At 34.9% G+C, this 22,190-nt stretch carries 16 protein-coding genes; 9 read left to right on the forward strand and 7 right to left on the reverse strand.

Annotated features, from left to right (window positions below; translation table 11 throughout):
- Positions 1-14 precede the first annotated feature (14 nt).
- Entirely contained in the window at positions 15-1,199 is a 1,185-nt protein-coding gene (locus tag DCC35_RS10490; RefSeq protein WP_137090745.1) for a porin family protein, read from the reverse strand.
- Positions 1,200-1,222: 23 nt separating this feature from the next.
- On the reverse strand, positions 1,223-2,515 hold the full coding sequence (locus DCC35_RS10495; protein ID WP_137090746.1) for a hypothetical protein: 1,293 nt from the start codon (positions 2,513-2,515) through the stop codon (positions 1,223-1,225).
- 179 nt (positions 2,516-2,694) lie between these two features.
- Between DCC35_RS10495 and DCC35_RS10500 the strand changes: the two genes are divergently transcribed.
- Positions 2,695-3,747 (forward strand): App1 family protein, encoded by a 1,053-nt coding sequence (locus tag DCC35_RS10500; protein WP_137090747.1) that lies wholly within the window; start codon positions 2,695-2,697, stop codon positions 3,745-3,747.
- A gap of 84 nt (positions 3,748-3,831) precedes the next feature.
- On the forward strand, positions 3,832-4,686 hold the full coding sequence (locus DCC35_RS10505; protein ID WP_137090748.1) for a dienelactone hydrolase family protein: 855 nt from the start codon (positions 3,832-3,834) through the stop codon (positions 4,684-4,686).
- A 49-nt stretch (positions 4,687-4,735) separates the two neighbouring features.
- On the opposite strand, the gene DCC35_RS10510 is transcribed toward DCC35_RS10505, so the two are convergent.
- The 4 genes from DCC35_RS10510 to DCC35_RS10525 form a co-directional block, all read right to left on the reverse strand.
- Positions 4,736-5,626 carry a cation diffusion facilitator family transporter gene (locus DCC35_RS10510; protein ID WP_137090749.1) on the reverse strand — a complete coding sequence of 297 codons (891 nt, stop codon included), beginning with the start codon at positions 5,624-5,626 and terminating at the stop codon, positions 4,736-4,738.
- A 99-nt stretch (positions 5,627-5,725) separates the two neighbouring features.
- A complete protein-coding gene (locus tag DCC35_RS10515) occupies positions 5,726-6,895 on the reverse strand; it encodes an efflux RND transporter periplasmic adaptor subunit (RefSeq protein WP_137090750.1) in 1,170 nt (389 codons plus the stop codon).
- A gap of 15 nt (positions 6,896-6,910) precedes the next feature.
- Positions 6,911-11,239: a CusA/CzcA family heavy metal efflux RND transporter gene (locus tag DCC35_RS10520; protein ID WP_137090751.1), complete on the reverse strand. Its 4,329-nt coding sequence runs from the start codon at positions 11,237-11,239 to the stop codon at positions 6,911-6,913.
- 79 nt (positions 11,240-11,318) lie between these two features.
- The gene (locus tag DCC35_RS10525; RefSeq protein ID WP_394347704.1) at positions 11,319-11,624 is read right to left on the reverse strand and encodes a DUF6660 family protein; all 306 of its coding nucleotides are present in this window, start codon (positions 11,622-11,624) and stop codon (positions 11,319-11,321) included.
- Between the two features lie 151 nt (positions 11,625-11,775).
- Between DCC35_RS10525 and DCC35_RS10530 the strand changes: the two genes are divergently transcribed.
- The 4 genes from DCC35_RS10530 (at position 11,776) to DCC35_RS10545 (ending at position 17,460) form a co-directional block, all read left to right on the forward strand.
- On the forward strand, positions 11,776-12,456 hold the full coding sequence (locus DCC35_RS10530) for an aspartate/glutamate racemase family protein (RefSeq protein WP_137090753.1): 681 nt from the start codon (positions 11,776-11,778) through the stop codon (positions 12,454-12,456).
- A 209-nt stretch (positions 12,457-12,665) separates the two neighbouring features.
- Positions 12,666-14,891: a hypothetical protein gene (locus tag DCC35_RS10535; protein ID WP_137090754.1), complete on the forward strand. Its 2,226-nt coding sequence runs from the start codon at positions 12,666-12,668 to the stop codon at positions 14,889-14,891.
- Positions 14,892-15,324: 433 nt separating this feature from the next.
- Positions 15,325-16,956, forward strand: a complete 1,632-nt coding sequence (locus DCC35_RS10540; RefSeq protein ID WP_137090755.1) for a hypothetical protein — start codon at positions 15,325-15,327, stop codon at positions 16,954-16,956.
- Between the two features lie 24 nt (positions 16,957-16,980).
- Positions 16,981-17,460, forward strand: coding sequence for a hypothetical protein (locus DCC35_RS10545; protein WP_137090756.1), 480 nt, complete (start codon positions 16,981-16,983; stop codon positions 17,458-17,460).
- A 39-nt stretch (positions 17,461-17,499) separates the two neighbouring features.
- On the opposite strand, the gene DCC35_RS10550 is transcribed toward DCC35_RS10545, so the two are convergent.
- Entirely contained in the window at positions 17,500-18,207 is a 708-nt protein-coding gene (locus tag DCC35_RS10550; protein WP_137090757.1) for a YebC/PmpR family DNA-binding transcriptional regulator, read from the reverse strand.
- A 326-nt stretch (positions 18,208-18,533) separates the two neighbouring features.
- On the opposite strand from DCC35_RS10550, the gene DCC35_RS10555 reads away from it, so the two are divergent.
- From DCC35_RS10555 to DCC35_RS21515, 3 genes are read left to right on the forward strand one after another with little or no spacing between them, the layout of a single operon-like run.
- Positions 18,534-19,880, forward strand: a complete 1,347-nt coding sequence (locus DCC35_RS10555) for a TolC family protein (protein ID WP_394347726.1) — start codon at positions 18,534-18,536, stop codon at positions 19,878-19,880.
- The gene (locus tag DCC35_RS10560) at positions 19,880-21,070 is read left to right on the forward strand and encodes an efflux RND transporter periplasmic adaptor subunit (protein ID WP_137090759.1); all 1,191 of its coding nucleotides are present in this window, start codon (positions 19,880-19,882) and stop codon (positions 21,068-21,070) included. Before DCC35_RS10555 ends, DCC35_RS10560 begins: the two co-directional genes overlap by 1 nt.
- 3 nt (positions 21,071-21,073) lie before the next feature.
- Positions 21,074-22,183 carry an efflux RND transporter permease subunit gene (locus DCC35_RS21515; RefSeq protein WP_262710336.1) on the forward strand — a complete coding sequence of 370 codons (1,110 nt, stop codon included), beginning with the start codon at positions 21,074-21,076 and terminating at the stop codon, positions 22,181-22,183.
- Positions 22,184-22,190: the final 7 nt, after the last annotated feature.

Below are 22,190 nucleotides of genomic sequence, written 5' to 3' on the forward strand. Positions count from 1 at the left end.
AGTATATTTAGATTTTAAAAACCGAATTGTGCCTGAAATCTTATTGAGCTTTGAGGTCCGTAAGAGGATTCTATTACCCCTAGCTGACCATCAGGCTGTACTAAGGTATTATTAACCGGATTGGTTAAATGATTATATTCGAGAGTGAATCTGTATCGATTTGACCATGTAAAAGGGTAGAGGCTAATTCCTATTCCCGGACTTACATAGTCTTCGTTGATATCTTCCCTGTCACCATTGGAAATGTAATCAAATCGCGCATATGAAAACCATTTTTTTGAAAGCCAGTAGCCAAAAGTACTGTATACACCACCGGTCGTATTGTCATTACCGACACCTTCGTCAAATTGAAGGCTAGTTAAAATTCCCTGCGTAAAGAAATGAAAGCCATCACCAGAAACACTAAAGTCTAAGTTTACCTGTGTTCCACTCTTTGGATCAGTAAGCCTGGCCTCATCATCCCTTCTTAATAATTGTCCAACGCCAAGTCCGGCCATCATTCCAAATGGTTGCCCTTTTCTTCCTAGCATATCACCCCAGATACCCCAGTTATCTCCCACAATATTATATTCAAGTCTTGTGGTGAGAGTCAGATCCGAATCTTTTGGCGCCGGAAACGTCCTTCTACCTCCATATGCACCATTACCGATACCAAACCAATACCTGAATTTGTCAGAGGTAGTATGGCCGAATTGAAAACCAAAAGATGACCAGAGTGCATAAGTGAAGTCATTGGCTGAAAACTCTATTGCAGCAAGATCCTGGGGATAAATCCAGTCTTCACGGCCCAGGGCCATAAATTGTCGTCCTATACGTAAATACATACCATTTTTGATATTGTATTGCAGGAAAGCAACGAAAAACTCAAAATTTCCAGATGGATTAATATTGGTTCTGAAGTGGTAATAAAATTTGTCTGTCATATTACCTTCAAAAAATAATCTGGTCCGGGCTAAGTTATATCCTCTGCTAATATTATCTATTGAATCAGGCACATCACTTCTGATATTAAAATTATAACGGAATTGAGTATATAAACCGATATTTAAGCTAAAATTCCCATCGTCAGACTTTACATACATAGGATGAAATTGTGTGGTGTCAAACCCTGCGTTTTGAGCTGATAATCCTATGTTGCTAAAGAAAATAAGCCAAAGAAAGATAATTAGAGGGGGAATATACTTTTTGTAAGATTTCATAATTGGTATAGTTTTTATTCATATTAAAACCTTATTTCTGCTGTGACCATTAATGTGTTACCGGTAGCACCTAATAATAAAGGATAGCTTAAGTATCCTACCGGGCTATTTTTAACATACATGATTTCAGGGTTTATCCTGAAAACCTCATTTTTGAAAGGGTAAATGTTTAAGCCAACTCCATAGTCATATGGATCACCTTGATTACCATAGATCTTTGAGTAATATCCATAAAGCATCAATGTTTTACTAATTAACATCTTGGATGCCTGAACCTGGAATCCATTATCATCAAAATTTGTAAATGGTACAGGCCCATTGGCTTCTAATTTTGATATCCACCTCATATAAAATTCGGTGAAGAGAGAAAATCCATGGTATTTGATAGTGAAGTGGGGTGAGAACATTTCATATTTAGCATCAGTAACACGAATGTTTTCTCCAAATGTTCCGGTGGAAAAAAGAGTTCGTCCATCAGATAATCTTATTTGTGAGTTTTCCGGGGCTTCAGTTCCAGGTTGCGATTGATCTGTTTCATTACTTCTGGTAAACGCTGCTGAGATTTTAAATGCCGGATCCTCAGAATAATTAAAATCACCAAAACGGGCTATTTGTCCAAAATTTTCAGAAGCGTAGTATATCAAGCCACTAAAAGTATCGAATCCATCATCTAATTGACCTGCATCGATACCAAGTTGAGATAAGTTATTTCCAAGCATAACCTTGTAATACAGGTTTTTGGCAATCTCTCCCTGGACCCATATTCCGGTAGTAAATGAAGCCCTGAAATATTCTTCACTTATGGGGCGGGCATCCGTTCTTAACCATCCCGGAAATTGTCCATGCAAAGTTCTGGTACTTGGTAATCCGGTTATCCCGACTCCTAAATCCAGATACTTATTAAATTTGTACTGCAAATTACCACCCACGACCACTTGAGCACCTAGTCCCTGACTGGTATTAGAAGTCCAGACATATAGCAAATACCTGAATTTAGGAGTATGAACAAAGCCATTAAAATAGAGCATGATTTTTTGAAACTGGAGGTCATTTCTCGGGTCAAGAGTAATTTGGTTTCCATTTTCAAATGTGTAAGTATCGTTATCATAAAATTGGTTTAGATACCTCATTTGTCCATAAAAGCTAAATTTTACAGAGGCAAAATTTCCTTTATATAAATTTATTCCCTGGCCAGGCTTATGAACATCTGTTGTAGATGTGTCGGAAGAATATGGTGCTGAAGGTATTTGCGAATAAACTGGTTGAAATAACAAGATGAATGCTATCAACAGATATAATCTTAATTGATTTTCCATGTGTAGTAAATAAAAATGAGCGGCAACATAAATATCACCCTATTAATTTAACATATTGTTTCTGAAATTATAATAAAAGCATATATTTTTGTATTAAAATAATATATTATCGATTACTGTTTCGGTTATGTGTTTTAATAGTTCTATTAATATTGTAAATTCTTGCAAAAGAAATTTGAATGGGATTACTAAAGAAAATCATAAGAAAGACAGAAAGCCAGTTTGATAAAATACAGTACGAAGTCAAAGAAAAGTTTGGCTTGTTTGACGAGGTCATCATTTATCCTTTCAGGGGATATGGAAATCAAAACCGCGCTGTAATTCAGGGGAGAATATTAGAAAAGGAACCAATCATACACGAAGATAAAGAGTTGCCTGATACTTTCTGGACGAATTTAAAGAAAACCTGGAAACGATATGAAAGTGATGAAATTCCCGGGGTAAGCATTAAAGGAGAATTATATGGTTATGAAGCCCGTTGTACCAGTGATAATGAAGGGTACTTTACTTTAGAATTTAATGATATCGAATCTGTCTCTCTTGTCAATGGATGGCATAATGTCAATTTGGAGATAACAGACATGCCTTTTGATCTCGATTATAATAAAACAGCATTGGGAGAGATATTGATTTGTGAACAGCAAAATCCATTTGGGATAATTTCAGATGTTGATGATACCATAATAGTTTCAGATGCAATGCATTCAATTAAACGTATCATTACAATGATTTCTAATGATGCACCCTCACGGGTACCATTTGAAGGGGTGAGTGAATTTTATCATGGGTTGATCCACCATAACAGGAATCCTTTATTTTTTGTTTCAGGGAGTTCTTATAATTTATATGATATGCTTGTAAACTTTTGTGAACATCATGATATTCCCAAAGCACCATTTATTTTACGAGATCTTGGAATCGATAAAACACAGTGGATAAGACAAGATTCGGAACCCTATAAAATCTCCAATATTGAAAAAATATTTGAAATGTATCCCAAATTAAAGTTTATATTAATAGGAGATAGCGGTCAACACGATCCGGAAATTTATTTAAAAGTATACCAGGAGTATCCGGATAGAGTGTTAGCTATTTACATCAGGCATGTTTATACTGATGAAAGAAAAGTGGAAGTGGAGAAAATGTCAGATCAGACCAAGGTTCCATTCTTAATTATGGAAACATCAAAAGATGCATATTCACATGCAAAAGAAAATGGCTGGATAAATTAATGAATTCTAAACAATATTAAATTAATAGCTGTTTGAGTTATTAGTATAATTTATTATAATTAAATCAATCAACATCAATATTCTATGATCAAATTAAACAACCTTATCGGATTAATGGCCTTCATATTGATATTAACATCATGTGGGCAAAAATCAGATGATTCCGGAAGCTTTGAAGAAACATCGGAAGAAGCGGCGGAAGAAATGGAAGCATCCATAAGTACTGAAGAAGTAACCTATGAAACTGACACCACAAGTATGGTAGGTTATATTGCTTACAATGAAAGTATTGAAGATAAAAGGCCTGGAATTATTATCGTGCACGAATGGTGGGGACACAACGAATATGTCAGGGAAAGAGCTGAGATGCTTGCGGGCATGGGATATACTGCCATGGCAATCGATATGTACGGAAACGGAAAACAAGCTGCCCACCCGGAAGATGCTCAAAAGTTTTCGGGTATGGTTATGAGTAACATTGATGCTGCAAAGGCACGTTTTAGTGCAGCTATGGAAATGTTAAAAGAACACCATTCTGTTGATTCGAAACAAATTGCTGCAATCGGATACTGTTTTGGTGGTAGTGTAGTATTGACTATGGCTAACGCAGGAATGGACCTGGATGCAGTTGCTGCTTTTCACAGTGGTGTACAACTTCCGATCATGCCAAATGAAGACCTTACAGCTAAAGTATTGGTTTGTAACGGAGCAGCTGATCCATTTGTAACCCCGGAATCCGTTGCTGCATTTACATCTGCAATGGACAGTATAAAAGCAGATTATAAATACGTAGCTTATGAAGGAGCCAAGCATGCTTTTACAAGTAAAGGTGCTGACTCTTTAGGCCAGAAGTTTGAACTACCTCTTGAGTATAATGCTGAAGCTGATGAGCAATCATGGGATGAGCTTCAGGAATTATTAAATGAGACTTTTAATTAAGAATACTTAATAAAAGGTTAAAAGAGGATGTTTTTGGCATCCTCTTTTTTTATATTTTTTCCCGATATTCATGGTCTTCAAAAGTCTTTTCAATCTGAAGAGTGGAGTGATCAATACCGAATTTATCTTTTAGCATTTCACGTATTTTGAAAATATCCTGATCTTCGCATCCTCCTGGAATCACTAAATGTGCAGTTAAAGCAGTTTCAGTAGTACTCATTGCCCAGATATGAAGATCATGCACCTCCTCAACTCCCTCAAGCCGGCTTAGCATTTCCTGAACTTTATCAATATCAATATCACCGGGAACCGCATCAACAGCTAGTTTTATGGAGTCTGAGAGTAAATTCCATGCTCCATATAAGATCACCAATACAATCAGGATACTCAGAGTAGGATCTACCCAATATGCTCCGGTAAATTTCATAACCAAACCACCGATCAATACTCCCAGGGTAACCGCCGCATCAGCAGCCATATGAAGAAACGCTCCTTTGATATTCAGGTCATTCTGACCTTTCATAAAAAGCAGGGCAGTTGCAGTATTGATCACAATACCTATAGCTGCGACGATCATTATCGTATTACCCGGTACCTCCACGGGAGACTGAAATTTCTGGACAGCATCATAAAGAATAAAAACGGCAGCCCCAATTATAAGTAGCCCATTAAACATCGAGGCCAGAATTGTCGTTTTTCTCAGGCCATATGTATATTTCCCGGAAGGTTTTTTCTCACAAATCCAAATTGCTGCCCAGGCTAATATCAGGCTAAAAACATCGGATGCGTTATGGCCGGCATCTGCAAGCAGGGCAGAGGAATTAATAAGAATTCCATAAAAAGCTTCAATTGCAACGTAGGCGGAATTTAATATAATACCGATTGCAAATGCTTTACCAAAGCTTTTTGGTGTATGAGAATGACTGTGATCGTGCGCCATAATATTAGCAAAATAAATATTGCCTATTAAATCACCTAACTAATTTTACCTAAAACACACCTTAAATATATTAGTTGCGAGTTTAGATATTATAATTAATCAATGATGATGTCCACCTCCTTCACCTTTAGTCATTTCAGCTAAAATATAATAAGCATTGTTCCAGGCGAATTCTGTATTATCAGTGATATCTTCCAGTAATTTTACTTCTATCCAACCATTATTTTTAAACCCTGTTTTGACCTCAACAGGTTGAAATTCCCATTCTTCGGTTCTTTTTTTAACTTTAAAAACAAGGTGATTTTCTCCTTTTCTCGCTATTGCCGATTCAGGTAATGCCGTGGTTTTTTGATCTCCCGTCAATATTCTCCCTCTTACATACATTCCAGGAATCAAAAGGCCCTCTTTATTTTCAATCTCTGCATGAAGATGAATCGCTTTTGGATCCTGCTCAAATGCCTTTCCAACCGAATAGACATTTGCAGTTAGTTCCCCATCAACAGATTCAACATTAAATACCACTTTCTGACCAACTGCTACTTTATGTACGTCTTTTTCAAATATCATGAGATCTGCGTGAATATGATCTGTGTTAACGATTTCAAACATAGCAGTTTGGGGAGCGACATATTGCCCGGTCATTACTTCCACAGACAGGATGGATCCTTTTATCGGACTGTATACCGGGACTCTTTCAAAGATTGTTCCTCCCTGGATTCGTTTAAGGTTCAAGCCCAATAGCTTTAATTGTGCTTCGTAGCTTTTTAATAGTGCTTTTGCTGAATTGAATTCGGCTTTGGTTTTTTGATATTCTTTTCCCGAACCAACATTTTCATCATACAAGTTCTTCTGCCTGGTAAACTCATCTTCCAGATATTGAAGCTCATTCCATTTTTCTAAGTATTGAGCCTGAATTTTTATCAGGTCTGGATGAGTTAACCAGGCTAAAATTTTTCCTTTTTCTACAATATCTCCCTCAATTACATTGATCGAAGTGATATTCGCACCAATTATTGCAGTGACACGGGCTTCATTTTGTGGAGGTACCTTTAATTGGCCATTAGATTCAACATAATCAGACATATTGATCATTGGTAATTTACCGGTTTTTATATTCAGGGCTTCAACTTGTTGATTAGATAAATGAACTACATTACCGGTGCTTTCTTCATGATCGTGATGATCTTCTTCCTTTCCAGCCTGCTGATCATTACAAGCGCCCAATAGCAGAATACTGCTTATAAATATTATCGATCTATATATATGCATTTTATTTAATTTAAATCATTGATTAATTAAGAATTCCAGGTGATATCTACTTTTTACATAATTAGAAAAAGCATTCCAGGCATTAATCTCTATTTGCATGGCATCTTTAACATTCTGTAAAAAGGTAACATAGTTAATTGCTCCCTGCTTATAAGAAATTGAAGCACCTCTAATCTGTTCGTCAGCTAATTCAAGCGTTTCTGTTCTATAATATTCCCATGAATTTTTCCATTTAAGGTATTCATTTAGCCTGTTTTGATATTCAGTTTTTAGTTTTAACCTGGTAAGCTGAAGATTTTGCTCGGCTTTTAATTTTTCAATTTTAGCAGATTGTACTCTTCCACTATTATTGATAAAAAACAACGGTATTGTCAAGCCTATTTGGTATTGGTAAAAACCCGATTGATCATTGACCTCCTGAATACCATATTGCAAGTTTAATTCAGGTAAATATTCCGCGTTTGTCGTTTTGATCTTTTGTTCTGCTACAACATTTTCCTGTTGACTATATTTAATTATCGGATGTTCGTCAGAAAATCCTGTGGGAACCAGCGGATTTTTAATTTTTTCCGGAAAATCCTCACTAACTGTGAATACTGTATCACTAACCATCCAAAGATTGAATTTTGCCAGTGCGATTTTATAGTCATACATAATTTGATCTTTTTGAATTTTTATTTGCCGGGTTTGATTTACTGCAGATAAATATTCAAGTCGGGAAGTAGCTTCGTTTTCAAACCTGATCTTGGCCGCTCTTTCAAAATCTGAAAACACAGAGTCAAGACTTTTATATAAGTCAAGGCTTTTTTTTGCAGCAAAAAGATTTCCATATGCTGTTTTGACTTCACGTTCCAATTCTAAATAATCCAGTTCAAGAGCTGTAGAAGCTAGAGCAATCTGCTCATTTTGTAACTTAGATTTTGAAGGAACGCTAAAAATATCGATATTTTGAAGCTGGATACCCACCACTGTATAAACTCCCTGGTTTTCTCCAATTTCCTCTCCATTTGTAAATACTCGTGTATTTCCCAGGTCCCAGGCTGTTTTTTTAAGTGCCTCTTGATTTTGTATTTCGAGAACTGATGATTTGATATCAGGGAATCGATTTTTTGCTCTTTCTACCGCTTCTTCAATAGATAAAGATTGAATTGTATCTTTTTCCTGCGCAGTTAGAGGAAATGCAGTTAAAGCAAATAAAATTATCAGGGTTGTAGATTTAGAAATCTTACTCTTTTTAATAGTACCAGTTTCAAGGAATCTGTATAAAACAGGTAATACCAATAAAGTTAGTAGTGTAGCTGAAATCATTCCACCAATTACTACCGTAGCAAGTGGCCTCTGTACTTCTGCCCCAGATGACTGGGATAAAGCCATAGGTAAAAAACCCAATATGTCAGTTAAAGCTGTCAGAAGAATTGGTCTTATCCTCCTTTTTGAACCGATTAAAATTCTTTTGTCCAGATTCATGTTTTTGTCTTCTTTTAAATCATTCCAGGAACTAATTAGCACGAGGCCGTTTAACACTGCTACTCCAAATAAAACGATAAATCCGATTCCGGCAGATATACTAAAAGGCATCCCCCTGAGAGCTAAAGCAAATACCCCACCGATGGCAGCCATCGGAATAGATAAATAGATCATTGCTGTCTGTTTTATTGAACCTAGAGCAAAATAGATTAACAAAAAGATAAGCCCCAGCGCTATTGGTACAACTAGTCGAAGTCTTTTAGTCGCTCTTTCCAGGTTTTCAAAAGCTCCGCCATATCGAATATAATACCCGGGAGGAAGATTAAGTTGTTGGTCGAGTTTTGTCCGTATTTCTTCCACTAAAGATTTTACATCCCGTCCCCGTACATTAATACCTACATACACCCTGCGATTAGTATTATCTCTACTTATTTGCATTGGCCCGGGCTCATAACTGACATTAGCCACCTCTCGAAGTGGAATTTGGTAACTGTTTGGCAGGTTAATATAGAGGTTTTTTAAGTCTTCAATACTTTCCCGGTTTTCTTCACTAAGTCTGACAACGAGATCAAATCTTTTTTCGCCTTCAAAGATCACACCTGCCGTTATCCCTGCAAAAGCAGATTTAATCGTTTTATTGATGTCGTCAATATTTAAACCATATTGGGCTATTTTAGACCTGTTATAATTAACTGTCATTTGAGGCAATCCACTAGTTGCTTCAACACGCATATCACCAACACCCTGAATATTAGAAATTATCTGTCCCATTTCTTCTGCCTTAGAAGCCAATAAATCCAGATCTTCTCCAAACAATTTAACAGCAATGTCTTCCCTGACACCCGTAATTAATTCATTAAATCTCATTTCGATCGGCTGAGTAAATTCGTAATTGATACCTGGCACGACACTGATCTTTTCTTTTATTTTATTTATTAATTCTTCTTTCGTTTCAGCAGACTCCCATTCGCTTTTAGGTTTTAAAATCACAAAACAATCTGCAATATCCATTGGCATGGGGTCTGTCGCTACATCAGCCACACCAAACCGTGAGATAGCATGTTCAATTTCAGGGAAATTGTTTAGTAGAATCTTCTCGATTTGAGTAGAAGTCTTAACGGATTCATCTAATGAACTACCGGGTCTGAGAATAATGTGAAATGCAATATCACCTTCATCAAGTTGAGGGATAAATTCTCCTCCCATTTTTGAAAATGTGATGATCGCGCTAATTAGTAGTGCTAATGAAATTCCAATTAATACAAATGAATATTTTATCGTTTTTTTAAGAGTAGATTCATAAATATTCTCAATCCATTTAATTAATCGATCTCCATATGTTGTTTTTCTTTGATCCTTTATTCTCAGTACCAGCGCTGACATCATTGGGACATAGGTAAGACAAAGAATCATCACACCGATCATGGCAAACATGAAAGTAAGAGCCATTGGTTGAAACATTTTTCCTTCAACACCTTCGAGTGCCAGTATCGGAATGAAAACGATCAAGATGATCAGCTGACCGAAGAATGCTGCATTCATCATTTTGCTCGAAGCTTTGTATGCTACTTCATCCCGCTCTTTCTGATTTAGATATTTGGTTTTTGATAATTTGTCGTGAAAAATAAAGACAGTTCCTTCAACAATTATCACTGCTCCATCCACGATAATACCAAAATCTATCGCTCCCAGACTCATCAGATTTGCCCAGACATCAAATACATTCATTAAAATGAAAGCAAAAAGGAGTGATAAAGGAATAGTTGAAGCCACTATTAAGCCACCTCGCCAGTTTCCGAGTAGAAAAACCAGGACAAAAATTACGATCAATGCTCCTTCAATCAGGTTACTGCTTACCGTAGAGGTGGTATTAGAAATTAATTCACTTCGATCAAGAAATGGTTCTATTGAAATACCTTCAGGAAGTGATTTTTCAATTTCAGCCATTCTCACTTTAACAGCTTCAATTACCTCATCAGAATTAGCCCCTTTAAGCATGAGTATCATGCCACCTACCGCTTCTCCCTGGCCGTCTTTTGTTAGAACACCAAATCGGATTGCATTTCCAAATTTTACAGTGCTAATATCTCCAATTGTTATTGGGATATTGTTTTTAGTGGTAACCGCTATATCCCTTATTTCATCAAGGCTTCTGATTAACCCTTCTCCGCGAATGAAATTAGCCATGTGGTTTTTCTCAATATATGCACCACCGGTATTTTGATTGTTTTTCTGTAATGCCTTATAGATGTCTGTAATGGTAAGTCCCATTGCGTTAAGATCATCCGGATTAATAGCTACTTCGTATTGCTTTATTTTACCTCCAAAACCATTTACCTCGACCACACCGGGTACCATGGCCATTTGTCTTTTTATAATCCAGTCTTGTATGGATCTTAATTCAGTAACAGAATATTCATTTACATAATCGGGGGCAATTTTCAGAGTATACTGATAAATCTCGCTCAAACCAGTTGAAATCGGTCCCATCTGAGGATCGCCATAACCTTCCGGAATATTATTTTTTACAGCATTTAGCTTTTCTCCAACTAGCTGACGAGGGAGATAAGTACCCATTTCATCTTCAAACACTATTGTAACTAATGACAATCCAAACCTGGAAACTGATCTGATTTCTTTTACCCCGGGGATATTAGCCATTTCGATTTCGACCGGATAGGTTATAAACTGCTCGATCTCTTCAGTACCAAGATTGGGTGAACGAGTAATAATCTGAACCTGGTTATTGGTAATATCAGGTACAGCATCAACAGGAACTTTAGTCATACTCCAAACACCGGCGATTATCATTCCCAATGTCAATAAACCTATTATAAGTTTATTATTAATTGAGAATGAAATGATTTTATTGATCATATTATCATTTCATTTACATTATTGACAAGGTTATAATCGTTAATTAACGATTAAATTAAATACTAATATAAAATGATTATTATAACCTGGGTGGTTGTAGGGGTACTCCTTTAAAGTAATCGATAATTGAAGAAATGTATAATGAATTTCCAACTGTATTAAAGCGTATTACCCCGGAATCGAAATTGTAGGTAGCAAAAACCAGATTTGTGTGACAGCAGTTGCAAACACATAAAGGAGAGCAACTTTCATGATCATTTTCATGGTCATGATCATCCACATTTATAGCGATTTCATTATCCTGATGAGAATCATGTTGGTCGTCACAAGGTATAAATGATATCGAGATAATTATCACAGTTAATATGTGTGCTATCACTTTCACATATCAAATGTACAAAAAAAATAATGCAACAATATTGCAAGATCGAGTCACTTTTGTGAAATCCTTTAGGGCCATGTTACAGACATTATATAATTATTAATATGTGATTTACATCACCAAGTTTACTTATGTATTTTCCTATCTTATCACTATGAAAACATTAGGTTTGATCGGAGGTACATCCTGGTATTCTACCCTGGTTTATTACAGGGAGATCAACAAGAGGGTAGGAGATTTAATCGGAAGTCAGGGTAATCCCGAATTGATTTTATATAGTATTAATATTGAATTGATGAGGGAAATGGATAAAGAGAAAATTAAATCTAAATACCTTACTGTTTCAAAAAAATTACAGGATGCAGGCGCAGAAGCTATTATGATATGTGCAAACACTCCCCATCTGGTTTATGAATATGTACAGCCAAAAATTGATATACCTATTTTACATATTGGTGATGCTATTGGTCGCAATGCCATAAAAAGAGAATTGAAAACCTTAGGGCTTTTAGGTAATAAGCCAACGATGACCGGGGATTTTATTTCAGGTTATTTAAAAAGAAACTTTGATATCGATGTAATTCTTCCGCAAGATGGTTCGATCAATAAAAGTCATTATTTCGTATCAAAAGAATTAACTCAAGGCAAATTTACAAAGAATGCCGAAGAATTTTACCTTGAAAAAATCAAGGAATTTGAAAAAGCTAATGTTGATGGAGTGATATTGGGATGCACAGAATTACCACTACTAATTAAGCACTCTTCAACTAATCTTCCATTATTAGCTACCACAGATCTACACATTGAAATGGCAGTCGAATTTATTTTAAGTTAAATTTTAGGTACAATAATTATTCTGCTTTAACGATTAAGTATGTTCGATACCGTTACTTTATTTTATTTTTTTTGTATATTAAAATAGCAATGCTGTTACGATATCATTTTTAGGTTTATTAATTGGATTGAGACGATACCTGAAAATGTGTCGATAAAATAAAGGGTTTTAATAAATATTGTTTTAATAGAATTATTGGCTTTTTACTAATGAAATTTTCCAACCGTGGCTGGGTCATTTTATCAACTATGATCCTGATTACCCTGGCATTTATGTATTATTTTTTGATTTACACAGAAAATAAGGAGAAAGAGATTATCAAAGATAATTATCGAGTGTTGGTTCAGATAAGTGAAAATATTCATCAGCTTATTGATGGAGTTAAAAGACAAGCTGAAACAAAATTATATTCAGAAAAGGTTAATGATATACTTCAGAATAAATCAGATACTTCTAAATTTTTAAGTTTTTATTTAGATTCTATCCGAATAAATTTTGATTCTTTACGTGTTTCATTTCATAAAGAAAAGTTAAGTATTAAGTATTTAAATAGGGCTTCTGATAAAAATAAATCTAATCGTGCGATACGGGTAAAAAAGACAGAATATGATATTCTTAAATTGTCAAAAATGGAATCAAGTGATTCCCTGATAAAGTATAAGAATTCAATATCTATCACCACTGATTCGATCAAAAATAGAAATTCAAAAGAATTAAAAAATGATACTAATGCAAAAGCAGATAGTGAAAATAAAGAGGGTCAAATACCCGATATCAAATATGATCAGTTATTTGCCAATGACTTGATACAACGAAAGGATGTATTCAATTTCATCGTAATATCTAAATTAAATAAAGTAGATAATAACAATAGCCTGGATATTATTTACACAAATCGCAAAGGAGTAAGTTTTATATCATTTGGTGATTCTTTGTTAAACCAAGGGTACCAAAAGGAAATATATAAGGTAGATCTCGGTGCCGCTCAGTATGTTACCTTTAATACTAAAATAGAGCTTGAAGGAGGAGAAGTTTTATATCTAACAGGCTTTATAAGCCAGGAAAAAATGAGGGATATGAAAAGGAGTGTGTCTGTTTATTTTTTGACATTTGCTATTATCATTACTGTCTTGATTCTTATCGGATTACCCCTGATCAAGTTAAAAGTGATGAGTACATTTGAAAGACTTTATAGAAGGGACGTAACTCTTACCGGGTTTTCATTAATATTTGGTCCGGCTTTATTTATTATTATGATCTTTTTTATTAATTCAAATTTTATTCATAATAAATATGAACAACGAGATGCTTTAAAAAGATTAAACTATAAACTTGAAGAAAATTTAAACGAAGAAATTAATAGTGCTATTATACAAGCAAAATCCATTGATAATAGAAGGGATGATCTACTGGAAGAAAATAAATACAGGTATGATGCAGATTCACTTCTATTAGAATTTAATTATCAATATTTTAATGCGATTTTTTGGACTGACATAAGAGCTAATCTGCTTTATTTGGTTTCTTTTGAATCATATGAAAATATATATGTTCCAAATTTGATGCATAGGAAATATGTCCGGGGTCCATTAACCGATGAGGGTTATCTATTTAAGTCAAATGGAAATAAAGCAACTTTAGAATCGATTAGGTCAGTTACGGATGGCAATTATGAGGTCGGACTTGGGATGAAAATAGAACCTAAAATACTTAAAGAATCTAAAGATACCTTAAATATACTCACAACAGTATTTAATTCTGCAGCAGTAATGAATCCAGTGATTCCAGCAGGTTATGGATATGCAATATTTGATAAAAAAGGAAATACGATATTCCATTCTGATATCACCAAAAATTTGAATGAAAATTTCCTGATGGAAACAGATGGAAAATTATCGAGTTATACTTTGATTCAGGAGGAATTTTTTACTGTGGTATCCTATTATAGGAATGATCATTATATTTACTTAAATCCGCTTAAAGGGTTTGAAGATTTATATTTAGTGACCTTTGTCAGTAGGGATTATATAAGTTCTCCTAATAGTATTGCACTTTCATCTACATTTGTAGTTTTATTATTTTACTTTATTACTTTAGCAATAATCTATTACCTGGTTTATTATTATTTTAAAACGTCTAACAGGTTAAAGCAAAAAATATTTGCCTTCAATTGGCTCAGACCATACATGAGTGATCCGCTTTGGTTTGAAAAACGATATCTGTCGTTAATTTATTTGAATATAGTCTCCATTCTTTTCATGATAATATTTGCCCAATTTGTAAATGAAGGGGGATTTATTCTTATAAATATCTTTTTCATCTCAATAATATGTATTATCACATACTTTTTTGTTCTGTCAGATAATATGCCTTATCAGAAAAAATTATATTCAGGGTTTTTAAAACATAATACAAAAAAACTTATCGGAAAGTAATCTTAATTTTCTTAGTATTATTCCTCCTTATTAAAGTGTTGTATTACTTATCAGCAGAGATTAAGAATTTTGATGTTAAAGTGAAAGTTATGGATGCTGCTTTAACAATTATTTTTGTAACAATATTCTTTTTAATATTAAGAATAAGGAGTAAAAAGAAGCTGGTTAATAAGTTTAATTCTGGAAAATATGGTTTTAACCTCTATTTTTATTTTTTAGTATCCACGGTAGTATTAATTTCAGTATTACCAACCCTCCTCTTCTATTTTTCATATAATAAAAAGAATACGAGATTTTTCAAAATGTAAATAATCAATATAGAAATGTTCAAATAGAAAATTGGAGTAGGCAAAAACAGGCTCAATTTACGCAAATAGGAAATGATGAAATTGTTAGCTATTCAATAGATAATATTCATTCATTTATTGATGAAATGAAAATTAGTGGTTTATGGAACTACAGTGAAACTATTGAAACACAACCACTCTTTACTGAAGCCTTACCATTTTTTACTCCAAAGTATAGTGATTTATTTAATGCCTTTTACAGAAAAATCAGAGTGGAATTTAATCAATATGCAGAGGTGAGTGGTGCTTATATTTCCAATGCTGGCTCTGTGGAGAAAACTGAAAAGAAAGATAATAAATGCAATCGTATTAGTGAATCTGCTTCTTACAATAGCCTAACCCATTCCAAATGGGCTGATTATATTAAAGAGGTAAAAAAATATATTAACAGAAGCTATTTTAGTTTGGCAGCAGGTATATTAATTACCCTTTTAATACTTTATTATTTTATTAAATTCTCTACTTACAGGATATATGGTCTTGATTTTAAGAGTTATGCAGATAACCTGGTACCAAGACAACGACTAGGATATGTAGCTGAAAGATTAAAAATATTATTTAAGGAAAACTCAGGAAGTGCTAATTCATTTAATAATACAATGCTTATAGGAGTTAATGCCTCTCACATATTTGAAATAAGAAATAGTTTTAAGTCCTGGGAAGAAATTGAATTTTATTGTCTAGACTTTTTAGAATTACAAAACCTTAATATTGATTTTGAAACTGTTAAGCTTGATAATCCTACCTTATCACTATTCTTTAAGGAAAAAAATGAAAAAAGAATAAATGATCTTGTATCTATTCTTGATGAAAAATCAAGTGATCATGGTAAATGGGTAATGATATTCATTGAGCATTTTGAGTTTGGATATAATGATTTATTTTTTAATAAAATTAAATTAAGAATACTTAAAAGATTTGTAGACAACCCCAATATTAGAGTTATAATTTCTTCAGAAATAAGTCCTGCTAAAATCTATGATTTTTATGAAGGATCAATCAGAAGGCTTGAGAAGTCAATTAAAAAAGGAGATGAAAAACTGCTCGAGAAAAGAAAAGAAATAGCCATTTATAAAATTGACTATAAGATGTGGCTTCATTTATTGGGAGGGTTTTACCGGTTGACCATTCCTTTTGAATACAATAATAAGTTTCACTCTAATAATAAATTACTAAAAGAGGAATTAGATCATGGCAGGTACCTTTATAAAATAAATGAGGCATTTAAGAAAGGTCCCTTAGAAAAGGATATTCCTCCTGAGCATCAAATTTTATTGATTCAGGAGATTGCTTATTCTTATTACTTTTCTATTTGGAATTCACTGACCAAAGAAGAAAGATATACAGTATTTGATATTGCAAAAGACAAATTTGTTAATACGAATAATGTTGATGGAATCATAGATCTCTTACACAAAGGAGTGTTAGTTTATGACCATTCATTGAGATTAATGAATGAAAGCTTTACAAATTTTGTGCTTTCAAAGGTCGATTCTGATGAAGCATTAGCTCGTGAACTTGAACAACGAAAAGGAGGTAGTTGGAGCACAACCTCTTCAGTTTTGTTTTTAGTAGTAATTAGTTTAATAGTTTTTATCAGTTTTGGGGAAGTAAGCTTTCTAAATGATATAAATGCATTAATAGGATCAATAGCAGCGGTGTTTACCTTGATTTTAAGAATTGGTGGGATATTTACTTTTGGGAAATCCAGTGGGTAAAAACTGAATTCTTATCTTTGAGGCATGAAAGCAGCGACTTTAGCCCAGATAAAAAAAGAATTGATTACTCGGGACCCACACGAATTATTTGAAATCTGTCTTCGGTTAGCCCGGTTTAAAAAAGACAATAAAGAACTCTTAACCTATTTACTCTTTGAAGCAGCTGATGAACAGGGGTATATCAATTTAATAAAAGAAACGATCGATGATGAGATCTCTGAAATTAACCGGTCGCATATTTATTATGCTAAAAAGAGCTTAAGAAAGATTCAAAGAAATCTTAATAAATACATCAGGTACTCCGGGAATAAACAAACCGAAATAGAGATACTGATTTATTTTGCAAAATCAATTAAAGAATCCGGGTTAGATATCAGAAGTTATACAGCTTTATTCAATATGTACGAACGTTTATTGGTAAGAATCAATAAAGTAAAGAAAAAGCTTCATGAGGATCTACAGGCAGATTACCAGGTTGAGATTGACGAATTGGTAGGAATGTAAAAGGCGCCGATTCCAGCACCTTTTTAATTTTATTATTTGCTAAGCCATATTGTGGTAAACGTTCTGGACGTCATCGTCTTCTTCCAGCTTCTCCAAAAGTTTATCGACATCAGCTGTTTGTTCTTCATTTAATTCTTTGGTTACATTAGGAATTCGCTCAAAGCCTGAAGACAAGATTTCAATTCCTTTTTCTTCCAAAGCTTTTTGAATAGCTCCGAAGCTTTCGAAAGAACCATAGATCATGATACCATCTTCATCATCGAAAATTTCTTCAGCACCATAATCAATCATTTCCAGTTCCAGTTCCTCTATATCAATACCTTCCTTTGCTATTCTAAAGTGACAGGTGTGATCAAACATGAATTCCACTGATCCGGAAGTTCCGAGACTGCCATCAACTTTATTAAAATAACTTCTGACATTAGCTACTGTACGATTGTTGTTATCTGTAGCTGCTTCTACCAGAACAGCTATTCCGTGTGGAGCATATCCTTCAAATAACACCTCTTTGTAATCTCCTTGTTCTTTAGATGAAGCTCGTTTTATGGCTCTTTCAACATTATCCTTTGGCATGTTGGCAGCCTTGGCATTTTGGATTACAGCTCTGAGTTTTGCATTCGTCTCCGGATCTGGTCCTCCTGCTTTAACCGCTATAACTATATCCTTACCAATACGGGTAAATGTTTTGGCCATGTGGCCCCAGCGCTTTAGCTTACGCGCTTTTCTGAATTCAAATGCTCTTCCCATGATCTAATAATATAAAACAGGCAAATATAATATTTTGCCCGAATTTAAAGATTATCACCCTCCCTAATTTTTATTTATGTGAATTAATCGATCATTATTTCTGAATTAAAACAATTCAATTATTAGCAGGTTATGATTAAGTAAAATGGCTTGTAATTAGAAGAAATAATTTTTATTGTACTTATAAATAACTTAAATTAAAAAGAGTTCCACAGTATCTGAAACAGATATCTGTTTAAGGTTTAAACATTGAAATGCCCAAATATAAAAATATTGCAGTTGTTTAGAATTACGGTCTTTTTAAGTCTATTATCAGGATTTTTCTAATTGAAAGTTGCTCACCTAAAGTTGCCAAGGTAGATCTTCCCTACGACAGTCTTGAAAATTTTTCTGTATCAGGAGATTCACTTCAGCCGGACAGATGGTGGACAGCATTTAATGATGATACACTCAATATTCTGATAGATTCAGCTTTAGAAGATAACCTTTCCCTAAAGTCTGTATGGTATCAATTAATTGAATCCAGAGCCTCAGTTGCTGTTGTTAATGCTGGTGTTTTACCTCAGATTGATCTTCAGCTTCGCAGTGGTATAAGTCGCCCGGAACCTGACTTCGTAGGTGGTGAAAATATGCAGCTTTCTCTCGGAGCTAATTATGAACTCGACCTTTGGGGAAGGATCAGGTACAGTATTCATGCGGAGGAGTATCGATTTAAAGCATCCTATTATGATTATAAAACTGCAGCAATAACACTATCATCACAAATTACATTGAATTGGTTTCGGTTAAAAGCCTGGAACCAGCAATATAAATTAATTAAGAATCAGATAGCAACAAATGAGAAGGTCCTATCTTTAATTCGAGCCAGGTTTGTAAGTGGACAGGTAAAAGGAGTAGATATTCTCAGACAAAAGCAGTTGATCGAGTCCACCAAAGCTCAAAAGGTGTTTATTGAAACACAAATTTATACGCTACAAAATCAATTATCCGTATTACTGGGTCAACCACCAGAGGGTACTGTGGATAGTATCAGTTCATCCCTTCCTGAATTACCCGATCTGCCCAGCACCGGTGTTCCATTAAAGCTGGTCAACAGACGGCCAGATGTACAAAGTGCTTATTTTAATTTACAGGCTTCTGATAGAGACCTTGCTGCAGCAATCAGTAATAAATACCCAAGATTACAATTTTCTCTGACGGCTGCTATCAGATCAAATACCTTTGAAAATTTGTTTCAAAACCAGGCTGTCGCTGTTACCGGAAGTTTATTGGCACCGTTATTTTACGGAGGGCGTTTACAAGCAGAAGTAGATAGAAATGAAGCAGTGAGACAGCAGCAAGTGAATAATTATGCCAATGTAGTGTTAACTGCCTTTCAGGAAATTGAAAATTCATTAATAAGTGAACAAAAACAAATTGAAAATATTACTCTGGTTGAAAATCAAATAGACCTATTACAAAAAACGATCGGACAGTTAAGATATGAATATCTGAATGGATCATTACCTTACCTTGATGTACTGGTAGCAATTAACCAGGAGCAACAACTCAGAAGAGATCTGATAAATGCCAGGTTACAGTTATTAGAAATCAGAGTGGGACTTTACAGAGCACTTGCAGGAGGCTTTGAAACCGATAGAGAATCAGAACTTAAAGAAGAAGAATCACTTTAATGACTAAGAAAAAAACCATATTTATATCAATTGCAATTTTGATTGGAGCTGTGGCAACTACTGTGATCATATTTTTAACAGAACCTGAGGCTGAAAAGGAAGGGGCGACAAAGAAAACAGCGATGTTAGTAAACGTTGAAAACGTTGAAAAAGGAGATTACAATCCCGTTGTCGTAGCTACCGGTACCGTACAGGGATCAAAAGATATTGTGATCAGTCCGGAAGTAAGTGGTCTGATCGTATCTATTTCTGAAAAATTTACCCCGGGTACCCTGGTAAAAAAAGGGGAAATGCTGGTTCAGATTGATCCGGCTGATTTTGAAAATAATTTAATGCTTCGCCAGAGTGATCTTAAACTCGCCAAAGCTAATCTCGCAATAGAAAAAGGACGTCAGGATGTTGCTGAAAAAGATTATGAGTTAATTGGAGAAGATATGTCTCCGGAAAACAAATCTCTTGTGTTAAGAGAACCTCAACTGGAGATAGCTAAAGCTAATGTGGCTGCGGCTGAAGCTGCGGTTAAACAATCCAGGGAAGACTTAATCAGTACTTCAATCAAAGCACCGTTTGATGCCCAAATCATAACCAGAAATGCCAATAAGGGTTCAATGGTTTCGCCAGGAGATAACCTGGGAAGATTGGTAGGAGTCGAAGAATACTGGATTGTTGCGAATATTCCTGTCAATAAAGTAAGGTATCTGAGATTTCCAGGCGATGATAATCAACCTGCTTCCACAGTAGATATTAAAAGTAGTTCAGGTGGGACGATCAGTCGTAAAGGAAAGCTTTATAAGCTGATCGGTGCATTAAATAATGAAACACGACTAGCCAGGGTACTTATTACTATCGATGATCCCCTCGGCTTTGAAGCGGGTGATATTGTAGAAGATCCACTACTAATTGGGTCTTTTGTTGAGGTACATATCCAGGCTAATGAGATTAAGGATGTTGTCAGGTTAAACAGGGACTATTTGAGAAAAGAAAATACGGTCTGGGTAATGCAGGATGGTAAATTGCAGATTAAAGATGCTGAGGTGATGCTTCAGGATTCCAAGTATGCTTATATCGTTAATGGGCTTAATGATGGTGATAAAGTTGTGACCACTAATATATCTACTGTAGTTGAAGGATCCAGTTTAAGAGTAAAGGAAGAAACAAGAGAAGATACATCGGTAACCGAACTAAGATAACTGATGAAGGAAGGAAATCAAAATATAGATAAAGACCTGAATAGCGGGCCGATAGCCTATATGGCCAGAAACCCTATTATTGCTAATCTTCTGATGTTCATTTTGCTGGGTGGTGGCATTTATACGATGTACACTATCCAAAAAGAAGTTTATCCTCAATTTCAATTAGATGTAGTCAATATTAGCGTTGTATATCCCGGAGCGGCTCCTACTGAGGTAGAACAAGGGATTTTATTACCAGTAGAGGAGACCATTAAAGGTGTTCAGGGTATAAAAGAAATTACTTCCACCGCTAATGAAGGTTCTGGTACCGTTTCGGTAGAATTGGTCATTGGCACTGACAGAATGAAAGCCTTCCAGGATATCGATCAGGCTGTGAGTAGAATTCAAACATTTCCAGATGATATTGAGCAACCCCAGGTAAGTCTCGAATCTCAACAAAGGGATGTATTAGAAATCGGATTATTTGGAAATGTTGATATATGGACTTTAAGACAAATTGCTGAAAGACTTCGAAATAGATTGTTAAGTAACGATGAGATAACACAGGTAGAGATCGGTAATGTTCCAGAATTCGTTACTCATATAGAAATTCCTCGAAACACTTTAAGAGAATATAACCTGACTCTAGGTCAGGTGGCAGATATAATCAGGGCTTCAAGTTCGGATGTGCCTGCCGGGGCACTGGAAACTCAATCAGGAGAGATCCTTTTGAGAATGGAAGAGAGAAAATTATGGGCGGAGGAATTCGGCAGGGTAGATGTTATTGCCTCAGAATCCGGTGCGACAATTAAATTACGAGAAATAGCCAAAATAGAAGATGGATTTGAAGAGACAGGTTTTCATGGGAAATTCAACCGTCAGAATACGGTTGATCTGCAGATTTTCCGGATAGGAGATCAATCACCTTTAGAAATTGAAGATATTGTAAAACAAATACTAGCTGATTTTGAGCCAACCCTTCCTCAAGGAGTCAATGTCAGAATCGATAGTAACAGGGCACAGGACTACAGACAAAGGCTTTCATTACTAACAGAAAACGGACTATATGCAATCGTGATTGTCCTGGTGATCCTGGGTTATTCCTTGAATACAGGCTTGCTTTCTGGGTAATGATGGG

Source organism: Mangrovivirga cuniculi, from assembly GCF_005166025.1.
Lineage (GTDB): Bacteria > Bacteroidota > Bacteroidia > Cytophagales > Cyclobacteriaceae > Mangrovivirga > Mangrovivirga cuniculi.